At 56.8% G+C, this 10,823-nt stretch carries 6 protein-coding genes and 2 pseudogenes; 2 read left to right on the top strand and 6 right to left on the bottom strand.

From position 1 onward, the window contains the following. Positions 1-525: 525 nt before the first annotated feature. Entirely contained in the window at positions 526-2,097 is a 1,572-nt protein-coding gene (locus NKJ17_RS30585) for a carbamoyltransferase C-terminal domain-containing protein (RefSeq protein WP_352691487.1), read from the bottom strand. Between the two features lie 1,370 nt (positions 2,098-3,467). Between NKJ17_RS30585 and NKJ17_RS30580 the strand changes: the two are divergent. Then, a pseudogene (locus NKJ17_RS30580) lies at positions 3,468-3,602 on the top strand (transposase domain-containing protein); the annotation flags it as partial. Positions 3,603-4,332: 730 nt separating this feature from the next. On the opposite strand, the gene alr reads toward NKJ17_RS30580, so the two are convergent. The 3 genes and pseudogenes from alr to NKJ17_RS30565 all read right to left on the bottom strand — a co-directional run. Beyond that, positions 4,333-5,460: an alanine racemase gene (gene alr / locus NKJ17_RS30575; RefSeq protein ID WP_352691486.1), complete on the bottom strand. Its 1,128-nt coding sequence runs from the start codon at positions 5,458-5,460 to the stop codon at positions 4,333-4,335. 348 nt (positions 5,461-5,808) lie between these two features. After that, positions 5,809-7,026: an arginine deiminase gene (locus tag NKJ17_RS30570; RefSeq protein WP_352691484.1), complete on the bottom strand. Its 1,218-nt coding sequence runs from the start codon at positions 7,024-7,026 to the stop codon at positions 5,809-5,811. A gap of 774 nt (positions 7,027-7,800) precedes the next feature. Next, positions 7,801-8,043, bottom strand: a pseudogene (locus NKJ17_RS30565) (IS110 family RNA-guided transposase); the annotation flags it as partial. A gap of 54 nt (positions 8,044-8,097) precedes the next feature. Between NKJ17_RS30565 and NKJ17_RS30560 the strand changes: the two are divergent. Next, a complete protein-coding gene (locus tag NKJ17_RS30560; RefSeq protein ID WP_352691483.1) occupies positions 8,098-8,409 on the top strand; it encodes a hypothetical protein in 312 nt (103 codons plus the stop codon). On the opposite strand, the gene NKJ17_RS30555 is transcribed toward NKJ17_RS30560, so the two are convergent. Beyond that, complete coding sequence (locus tag NKJ17_RS30555) at positions 8,391-9,323, bottom strand: LysR family transcriptional regulator (RefSeq protein WP_352691482.1); 933 nt, start codon at positions 9,321-9,323, stop codon at positions 8,391-8,393. The two genes, NKJ17_RS30560 and NKJ17_RS30555, sit on opposite strands and share 19 nt — an antisense overlap. Before the next feature lie 56 nt (positions 9,324-9,379). Further along, positions 9,380-10,396, bottom strand: a complete 1,017-nt coding sequence (locus tag NKJ17_RS30550) for a D-alanine--D-alanine ligase family protein (protein ID WP_352691481.1) — start codon at positions 10,394-10,396, stop codon at positions 9,380-9,382. Positions 10,397-10,823 lie beyond the last annotated feature (427 nt).

Genomic DNA, 10,823 nt, shown 5'->3' with positions numbered 1-10,823 from the left:
CTGAGATTAAACGTGCTAGTTCGGGGTCTGCCTGAATTAGGGGCTCCTCGAAAAACCGTCTCTTTGCTTTCATGCCGAAGTCTCCTTTGGGCCTTGTAAGGTCCACGCTAATGCTGGCTCGAACACTGATGGTGCGGGAAAAGGCGACCAGTGGGTTCTACTCTTGTTGAGCGCTTTCGTGCCCGGCGCGCTCTGCGAGTCTTTCTGGAAGCGTAAGCCTAAGTTCAGTAGTGAACCGTTGAATGGTATTACTTTGGTAGAACGTGACATTATCACATCGTGGCACTCACCCTAAACGTCCACTTTCTCAAGTGAAGCTCTGCTTATCGATAAATTATTGCCCATGTAAACGCGCGCCGCAGCATCTTCGCCGGACATAGCTGACTCCGCGGTTTCCATTCTGAATTGCGTTCGCTTTGTTAATACTTTCTTCCCGCCTTTGACGCCGCCGACAGGGCCGTTGAGGGACCATAGGGGCCGCTAAAGCTGCCACCTTCGAACATCGCAGAGTCGATAGTAGACAGTTCATATCGATGCCGAGCGAGACTCCTGGAAAAGGTACAAAGAATCGTTGATAACAAATCCGTCGAGACCTGCGGCTCGGGCATAGGTCAGCAAGTCGCTCGCGCGGTTTATGAAGCCGGTACCACTGAAGTTCAGCGACGTGTTGCAGAGAACGCCGACCCCGCTTTTCGCCTTGAACGAGGTAAGCAGTTGAAAGAGGTGCGGGTTCTGCTCCAGCGAAACTGTCTGGGCCCGCGCGGTCCCGTCAACATGCGTGACGGCCTCCAACCGACTATCGAGAACCTTCTGGAAAAGAAGCATGTAGGGCGACGGGCGTGCCAAGTCGAAGTGGAGCGCGACGTCCTGCTCCAGGCAAACCGGCGCGATCGGGCGAAAACCCTCCCGGTTCTTGATGCGATTTAGCCGCTGATGGGTTGCTTTTGAGAAAGGCGCCGCAAGAATTGACCGGTTGCCGAGCGCCCGTGGCCCGATTTCGCAATTCCCCTGTACCCAGCCGATCACCTTGTCCCCGAGCAACGCCGAGGCCACGTGGTCGTAGTCGAGTGGATAGATCTCGAGTTCGGTCCGGTCGAGCTCGTCAAATATGAAAGGCTGGCCTGAATACACGTCCCATTTGATCTTTGCATTGCCGGTGAAATGCCGCATGGCGTCCACTGCGGTCCCGATCGCCGAGCCCGTATCGTTTGTGCATGGCGGAATGAAAACATCTGAAAAAAGCTCTGTTTCGAGCCAACGGCGATTCCACTCGCAGTTCAATCCACATCCGCCGGAAATCAGCAGCGGGTACCCCTTTGTCAGATGCCTCTTCGCGAAAGTGTGGAACGAGTCGAAAATGGCGTCAGAAACTTGCCTAGCAAGGTTAGTGAACTTCTGATCGGTTACGCCAATGTTGTAGTAGGGCGAATTCCGCAGAGTCTCCTTGGACAGCGGGTACAGATCGCTTGGAAGTAGGTAATTAATCAGCGCCTGCTCGTCCCGGTCAGGCGATCCGGCCTGCCCATAGGCGCAAAGCGCCATTACCTTGCCGGCGTCTTCGAAGCGCAAGTGTCCTTTGGGAAAGGTGAATTTCGGATCGGCCAACGCGTAGAGAAGAGCATACTTGCTACCCGGAGCCGTTATTACTCTTCCCAAATGAGCTACCTGCAGTCGCTCATCGACCTCATAGAAATCGCCGATGTCCCCTTCCCAAATCAGGGCATAACAGGGCATTCCCAGGGGGAACGGTGACATGCCGTAGGATCCCCAGAGATGGGAGCGTTCGTGCGTTGAGGAATAGAAATGCACATTCCTGCCGAAGATAGATGTCTTGCCGACAATCTCCGATCCGTCGCCAAGGCCAAAGTAGCCTGCCGCAACGGGCCTGTGGCCCGGGATTTCGGTGATCGACCAGCCACTCACGGCAATCACATCGGGAATGTCGTGCAAGCGGCCAGCGGCGTCGAGGACCGCTGAGGGAGTGATGGTCGAATATCTGGGAAAGCTATCCTTCTCAGCCTCGTATGAATAGATGAGCTCGGCTGCTGACGCATCCAGTCCTGCAATTACGCCGTCATGGCCTGGTTTAAACGACATTATTCTCATGTTGCATAAGCTCCTACAGAATAAAGGCTATCAGCGTTATTGCGGAAAAACTTTGACCAGCCAGGCGCTTTTCGCCTGTCGCGGCACCAACTCCTCAAACCACGTTAGCAAACTGATCGGTAACAAATCGCGAGTTATATAAAAGACGCTTCTTCCTTGCCCCAACTCCATAGTATGTGTAGCAAGTTCGGTCTGATCTTGAAATCAAGCGATAGTAAATTTTTGTGATCGTATTGTGAAGTCCTTGTGAAAATATATGGCCTTTATAGTTATGCTCGAAGGAGCGTTGCGTCATCTGCCTCTGGCGAGCGCGTTTCACTCTGTTGGTGCTCTGGGGCCGGCTGGATCGTGCTAGTTAGCCAGTCGAAGATCGGGCGTGTGGCGGCGGCAGGAAGGGCGTCATAAACAATTTGCTGCGCGACAAGACATGCCCCGAGCATTGCACCACTTCAGCCTGCGCTGGTCGAGAACCTCGTGGAGGTGACGCTCGCCGATCACACGAGACGTTCCGGCAGAGGCTCTCACCTTGGTCGCGGCGCGTATATATTGAGAAGATGAGGGGACTTCGTCTGCTTGGCAGCTGACGTGGTGGTGACATCGGATGCCCTGTTCGGATGGCAAGCACCAAGACGCGCATCTGCCGGAAAGTGGCCGGAAAATCAGGTTCCACCTGCCGAGCGGTTGGATGTTCTGGTGGACAGCATGGGTCTTCAAGGTCACGGCCCAGGCCGGGGGCGGGAGGGAAGCTGGCGCCAGATCCCGCCGTGGTTAGCGAAAGCTGCATCTCGTCCTGATGCCGATAGCGGACAGATCATTGCCGATGCCCATGACGGATCAGCAAACTGGCGATGTCTCTCGTGCGCCCCCTGCTCGACCAGATTGGTCCGATGGGACGGCTTACTGCCAACCGTACCATCATAACGCCCGCTACGCCGCAGTCATCGATCACAGCGGCTACCGTCATTCCGCCTCACGCCAACGCGGTAAAACCAACCGACGATAGAGCTTGGCCAAAGGGACCGGCATTTCGCCGCAATCAGCAGAGCCGAGAATGAAATGGCAAGGTTCCACCGGCTATGGCAAAGGCGCGGGTCGAGACCGCAATCGGGCGATACACATCAGTTATCGGACCGAGTATGCGGACTCCAATGTTTCACGCTTAGGAGACGGGAGGCGCGATCGGCTGCGGCACCCTCAACCGCATGCTTACATGTGCACGCCCGCAGTCCATTGCTTGCAAGGTAAAGGATGCATAGCCACGTCGGCGTCACACTACGCAGCCGATTCCCGATGAGAGTAACGCGCCTTTGTAGTAACCGCTGTTCTCAGGCCATTTGCCTTGAGCGGTATACTTGGCGTAAACCGCAAAGCTCAATGATGTCGACCCGCAAAGCCTGGCTTACCGATGTGCTTGCACGCGTACAGAGCGCCCCGCCGACCGCCTCGACGAGTTGCTGCCGTGGAACTGGCGCAAGCCCGCCGCAATCGCGGCCTGACAAGGCTCATCAACAAAATCCATTCCGTGCGAACCATCGCAGTTGTCGCCCGGGAACTCGGTGAAGATGAGACTGGTTTGCCGAAATCGCCATCGAACCCGAGGACGGTCTGATCTGGGTCTAGGAGGCAGACCACGAAGACGGTGTCATTGCCTTCTCCGAATTCGGCATCGAAAGCCTTCAAAACCTCATCGCCATCCATCGCGACAAATAGGTCCGTCCGCGTCCGCCACCGGATGGATACCGGAAGACGCACCTAGCACATCTAAGTCGCATTAAGAAGCTCGGCCGGATCGGCTCTGTGGGACATCGCATCACCGGCCGACGTAAGGGCGCAGTCAACCGCCACCGTGTCGCCTTCGCCAGGTCATGCCCAATGAGCGCGAGGAGAGCGCTGTCGCCGTCGTCGCGGTCGCCGTTGCATACCTTGCCAAGGCCAAACTGCCACGATGGCTCCACCGCTATAATGGCATAGACGACGCGGCAGTATCGGCTCAAAACCAATCGGCATCGAGCACCCAGTTCACGCGCTGGCTCATGGTCGCCGTACGCAGGGCATCAACGTCGCTACCGGCCACAGCCGGTGCGGCGGGTCCCCGTCAGCCGACTTGAACTGGCCGAGGACAACCTGTTGAGATGGATGATTCCCGCCTCACAGAGCGGAAACGGTGCCAGACCCAGCTGCAATGCATGGTTACCGAGCCGATCGCTTTCGAACCCGGACTTGCCATTAATCAGTCCTAACTCTTGACGATCGCAGTGCAGAGGGCACATTCAAGTATCGTCTTGCGCAACCGGCGGCGACGCGCATCAGCACTTCCGGGGCATAAGCGTCAGCGGCCGCTGCAAGATCATTCACGGTGAAACTCTCACCCAGCAATTCCACCGAGACGGTCGGAAGACAAACTGCCTCAGGAACGTCCGTTATATCAATCGCGGTGGATTCCATCGACATTCTTCCGACTAGAGGAGCCGAATATCCAGCAAACCGGACGGATATCTTGTTTCCGCAGGCCCATGGAAGGCCATGCTTGTAACCGATGCCCAAGATAGCTATGCGGCTGTCTCGAACCGTACGAAATGTCGCGCCATAACCGACCGCCTCACCCTTGGGCACATTGCGCACATCGAGTATATTTGCCTGAAGTTTTACGACGGGCAGAAGAGGGTTCGGTTGAATGCCGGCGTTGTTGAGACCAAAAAGCGCTGAACCCACCCGGACGATATCGAAATGAAAATTCTTCCCGAGCCAAACACCGGCGGATGCGGCTAGACTGCAACGGGCAGGTTTAAGCAGATTGGAGATCGCCCGAAAGCGATTACTCTGCAACACATTCATTGCGTCGGCAACGCGATCGCTACAAGCGAGGTGACTGAGGACGACTGAGGGAGGGTGCCGCTTAAAAGTGCCGGAAAGATAATTTCTGCGTACGTCGTCAAAAGTAAGCCCGAAGCGAGAGAAGCCGGTTTCCACATTGAGAAAATATGTTTGCGCCTCGCCTGCAGCGCTAATAGCGTCCAGTTCACTGGAATTGTTCACTACAGGTGTAATCCGGCTGGATCTATAGTATTTCCTCAACGTCGTAAATTGATCACAGAGAACCGCAACCGTCGCGCCTCTCATGGAACTTCTTATGAGCATCGCTTCGTGGAGATCTCCAACGAAAAATAGATCGCATCCGGCGGCGGCCAACGTCCTTGTGACGTCAATAATACCAAGCCCGTAGGCGTCATTTTTAACGACTGCAGCCACCTTTACATGTGGTCCGACCATGGCCGACACAGTCTGGAAATTTGCCTGGACTGCCGCCAGATTGACTTCTAGCACAGCATCCGCGCGCTGCGGGATGGACGACATCTTTTACCCCATTTTGCAGGTTGTTGGAGAAGCATCGCATTCTCGGAATGGACACAAATCGCCGGAATGCGGGCGAGCTCAGGATATTACACGCTAGTTCCACTCCTGATTCGATATCGCGACACGCTCTGCTTTTGATTTAAACGCGGAATAGGCAGTGTCCGATAGGTTCTCTTTATCGTCAGAGTTTTCAACTTTTCCTAACTTTATTGGCTGCCATCCGGGGTAGAACAGGTGCGAGCAACAATTTTTTCCGGGGCCCGCTTGGCCAATATATTAAAAGTTCACCTTCCACCGTGCGGTTGGTGACTTGGGAAGTGGATCGTCTTTGCGAGTAAGCCCCTCTAGCTAGCTGGGATCGCGTGCTAGCGGGCAAGTCATGCAACGGCCGCCACCTCGTCCACGACTGAGTTCTGCGCCCTCGACCGCTATCACTTCAACGCCGGCGCGACTCAGCAATGAATTCGTATTGACGTTGCGGTCGTAGGTAACGACAACGCCTGGCTCGACCGCAATTACGTTATTTGCGTCAGCCCATTGCTCTCGCTCCGCCTCATAGTGATCGCCGCCGGTAGGCACTATGCGGAGAGCCTTAAGTCCTAGGGCCTCGGCCACCACAGACAAGAAGGGTTCATCCTCTTCAGTGACATCGACCATATCCTCAGAATTGCCCGGGCGGAGAGTGAACGTTCGCAGCCCCTCGACCACGGGTGGGTAAATCGTCACTAGGTCGCGGTCGCAGAAGGTGAAGATGGTGTCGAGATGCATGAAGCTACGATGCCGGGGCATCAGAGCCGCAATAACGCGAGTGATTTCGTCGACCTTAAACAAGGCGCGCGCCAATGCCTCGACGGCCTGCGGCGTGGTCCTCTCACCCATACCGATTAGAACAACACCGTCACCAATTGGCATCACATCCCCCCCCTCAAGACTGAGCGCACCGTTGGTTCGATCAGGCAACAGGCGTGTGAAGCTGGCGTCGCGAAATCGAGGATGGAAGCGATAGACCGCCTCAACGTTCTCTGCCTCAGGCCGTCTAGCGCGCCAGTACAGGGGATTGATCGAGACCCCGGCATAGATCCAGCATGAACTGTCACGCATAAAAAGCTGGTTCGGTAAAGGAGGTAGAACGAAATCCTCGGGCTTTAGTGTTCGCCCAGTTAGTCCGCGCGGCTCAAACTCAAGATCCTCACGCGCGATCCCGCCAATGAGCAAGGCCGCGAGTTGACTTGGCGGCATCTCGTCAAGCCAGCTCCGCAACTCATTGGCGAAATCCAGGCCGACGACTGAAGGACAGACGCGTCGATTTAGGAGCCAGCCGCGGGCGTCGGGTAACGCCATAGTTTCCGACAGCAGTTCGCCCAAAGAACGAACGACGACACCGCGCTCACGAAATTTTTCCACGAAGGCATCGTGCTCCTGTTGCGCACGCTCGACCCAAATCACATCCTCGAAGAGGAAGCCCTTGCAGTTCTTCGGTGTAAGCCGGCGGAGGCTAAGGTCTGGTCGATGAACAAGGACTTCGCGTAGCCGGCCAACTTCTGAATGAACCCCTAAGGTCGTCATATGGCCGTCCTCACTGCCAGTTGAAGGTCATACACCGCCACAAGGTTGGGATTACTCGTGCCTTCTACGGTCGCCAGCGAATAGCTTTCGAATGAAATCGTTTGCGTGGACATAGGCGGCTCCGTTGATGTGCGAATGATGTAATCCTCCGCCAGCAACAAGTATGCCAACCAAAAACGACCTGTGATCAAGAGGTTGACTGTCGCGTCCGACAGGTAGGCTCACAGGTTTGTCCGGCTCCCTACAAAGGGTAAGATCGTATGTCCGCTTCTGCCGGTGAGGTGGCTCGCCTTACACTGCGCGTCCGGGGTTTGCTTCTCTATTCGGCGTGTTGAAGTCAAGCGCTTCTCAAGCTTTCGGCTTCACCGGGATTTGAGGTTTTTCGCGGGGTCTTGCTTCACTGCGGGATCGGCGCTCGGCCGTCGCCTTGATGGGGATCAGAAGAATGAGGCGGAACAATCTCGAACGCGTCCTGATCGTTGTGATGCGACCGGTACTGCAACCCTCGCGAACTCACCTCATCCATCGTCCCGCGAAGGACGCTCTTTCCACCGGCTGGTGGAACCTTATGGGGTGATCCTTGTCACGCTCGCTCTGCGATCATGTTTCATCTCATTGTTCGACCCTCCCGACCTGGTTTCGGTTCGGCCGGCGCGCGCAGTAGGGCCGGTCAAGGGGGCCGAAGGTCAGCGCGCCGCGACTTGCCCTTGACGGGCCCCTGCTCGCGCCGGCAGGCTGCAATGGTCGGGCGCACGATAAGGCGGCCTTCGGCATGATGTCTTGTCGCGTCCAACGAAACTCTGTGCCGTCGCGCCACATGCGATGCATGATCACCGCCAGCCGGCGAGCCAATGCGACAATGGCCTTCTGTCGGCCGCGCCGCCTGGCAACAATCATCGCCCACGCCCTCAGCCACGACCATTTCGTCACGCGCGTCACCAGTGTCTGCGTGGCTTCGTAAAGCAGCGTTCGCGTCATGCGGCCGCCGCAGCGGGATATCCGGCCGATGCGGCGGGCGCCTGGCTGCGGGAGGCATCGCACCTCGATCTCATAGGCGCATTTAAGCCCGACATGCGCGAAAGTGATACGGCTGCGATCACTGGGGCGCGAGTGTTCGTCGACGGGCGCGCAGGGGCTGTTCTGGCGGGCGATCTGGCGCAACCGATCGCCGAGGGCGCATTCTTCGCAGAAGATATTGTGGCGGATCTGACGGAGCTTGCGCGGGGCCACCCGGGCCGCCTGAACGAGATCGGGCGGACCGTCTTCAAATCCACCGGGCCTTCCGCAAGAAGACCTAGCCGCCGCGATGAAGGTCATACGACGTTGATGGGGCGCTCGATGATGCAATGCTGGGTGCCACACCTTCAGGTCATCTCGGGATAAAGGCCCAGAAGCTCATCAATCAGATCGGCAAATTTTTGTTCCGGAGGGGTCAGCGAGCTCAAGTTGGAAGAGATGAGGTAGACATCCGCGCCGAGCGGCTCATCGAACAGCCGCAACGGCCACAGTCGCCCCTGGGCCACGTCATCGTGGGCGGTGAGAACGGGCAATAGGCCTATGCCCAAACCCGATATCAGCATGCGGCGCACCTCGTTGAGATCGCGGCTCCATCCGCTAACCCGACGTCCGAGACCAAGGCCTTCTCGTAGAAAGATCATCGGCTCGAATCCGCTCCCATCAGTGGCGCAATCGAAGGCGATGAAGGGCTCTTGTTGAAGCCTGCGGACATCTACCTCCTGAACTCCGAATAGAGGGTGTTCGGCACCACAAAATATGCCAAAATCCTCTCGAAATAAGTGGCGGCATCGCAGCGTCGGCATTTTTTTTGTCAAAAGACAGATGCCGATGCCAGCCTTGTCCATCGAGATCTGTCGCACGATTTCGAGCGACGTCTTGATGTCAATGCGCCATGTGACAAATGGGTATCTCTGGTGATAGAGCCGGAGTGTTTCGTCTACAAGCGTGGACTGTAGCCGGGTATCCATGCTGAGTTTCAGCTCTGCGAATTCGTCATCGCTCCGGTCGAGAGAGAGGATGCCGATTCGGTCAACGCACCGGGACATCTCGGAACATTCCTGGTAAATCTGTTCGCCGCGCAATGTTGGCGCAAAATGGCGAGGGTCATGGAAGACGAGCTTGCAGTCGAGTTGATCTTCGAGTTTTTGCAGCGCAAGGCTGACGGATCGCAGGCTCATTCGAAGACGTTTCGCGGCGCCGGTGATGCTCCTCTCTTCAGCGATGATGCAAAAACTGCGCAGGAGGTTCCAGCTCAGGTTTTGGCCCCCCAGATTGCCCAAGAGGGCGCCTGGTTTGTCTCCTGGGCATTCACACCCACCCCGCCATTCAGACAATTTCAAGATGTCCAACATGGCCGGGGGATGCCAATTCCGAAGTAGCGCATCTGGCCGACATGGAGGATTCGATTGATCAAGCTCGAGTAGCTGTGTCCGGCCGTCATCGCGGCTTTAGCAAAAGTAGAGTACATACTGAGCCCCGGCGAGTTCATCTCCAGGACGAACGGCCGGCCGGAGCGATCGATCCGGAGGTCGAGGCGGGCATAGTCCCGGCACTGGCAGGCACGGAAGGACGCAACCGAAATATCCTGCAGCAAAGTCGCAAGGCTGCTCGCGATTTGTGCCGGCCAAATCATCGGCTGCTTCGCCGCCGCGAGGTTCCTCTTCTTTTCCCAAGTAAAAAGGCCAGTTTCGCCGAGGTCGATCTCTACCGGGGGAAACACCTCGAGCTCTTCGTTTCCAAGCAGAGCAACGCAGATTTCACGACCCTCGATGTATTCTTCCACAAGCGCATCCTGCGCATATTGCGTGACGATCGCTTCCACAGCCTCACCTAACTGAGCGGGCTCATGTACGAGCTGTAATCCGAAGCTGTAATCTTCGTGACGCGGTTTCACTATTACTGGGAAGCGTAGGTCGTCGGTACTCTCGGTGCCGCGACGCATGACCCGAAAGTTTGGCGTCGGCACGCCGCTATCGCGTAAGAGCCTCTTGGTGATGACCTTATCGTCCGCCAGCCCATGCCCGAGCGGGGTCGGTCCGGTGTAAGGAACGCCCGCCATCTCGAGCATGGCCGGAACGTGGGCACAAGAGCATTCGCCCTGAATTCCGTACGCCATGTTGAAAACCATTCCCGAGGGGCGGGCCTGCGGATCGGGTGGCATGAACCGCTCGAGCGTAGCGAGCAGACCTTTATCGCCTTCGCACAGCAGCGTCTCGTGGCCCCCCTCTTGCAGTGCCGCCACCACGTCATCGAATGTCTCGCGGCCAAGTTCCTCTGGTTCCTCTGGACGGGGCTGACCGAACCGATTGATCACGCCCGTACGATCGTGGTTCCAAACGACGGCTACCCGCATGAGGCTACTCCTTTTATGTTTCGCTGCGTCAGTTCATCAGTCGGATTTAGTTGTAGACTCCGCGCCTTCACAGTCACATGCAATCCGCGTGCCACCGACGATGGTGTTAAAACAAAGAGGAAGCCTGCTTTTCGCGCCGGGCTGCGTAATACTCGCGCCTAAGTGTGTCGTGTCTCAGACAAAGACCTCTGCAATCGGATACGGCTGAACATGACAGGAAGCGGCCGGCTGAGGCGACTTCTTGACGACATGCGAACCTGGATGACGCCAAGTGCCATAACGATCGGGGCCACTACAAAATCTCAGCATCGATCGCCGGGATCAATTGGCGGTCGAAGTTATGATCCGAGCCGTGATGCGGCAGGACGTGCTGGCGATATCGTGCCCTACTGGGTCTACCCTGGCCACGCTAAAATCGAGCGCATGG

The organism is Mesorhizobium sp. M0208 (genome assembly GCF_040322015.1).
Taxonomy (GTDB): Bacteria; Pseudomonadota; Alphaproteobacteria; order Rhizobiales; family Rhizobiaceae; genus Mesorhizobium.
Note: the sequence above shows the minus strand (reverse complement) of the source record. Positions and strands in the feature narration are given on the sequence as shown.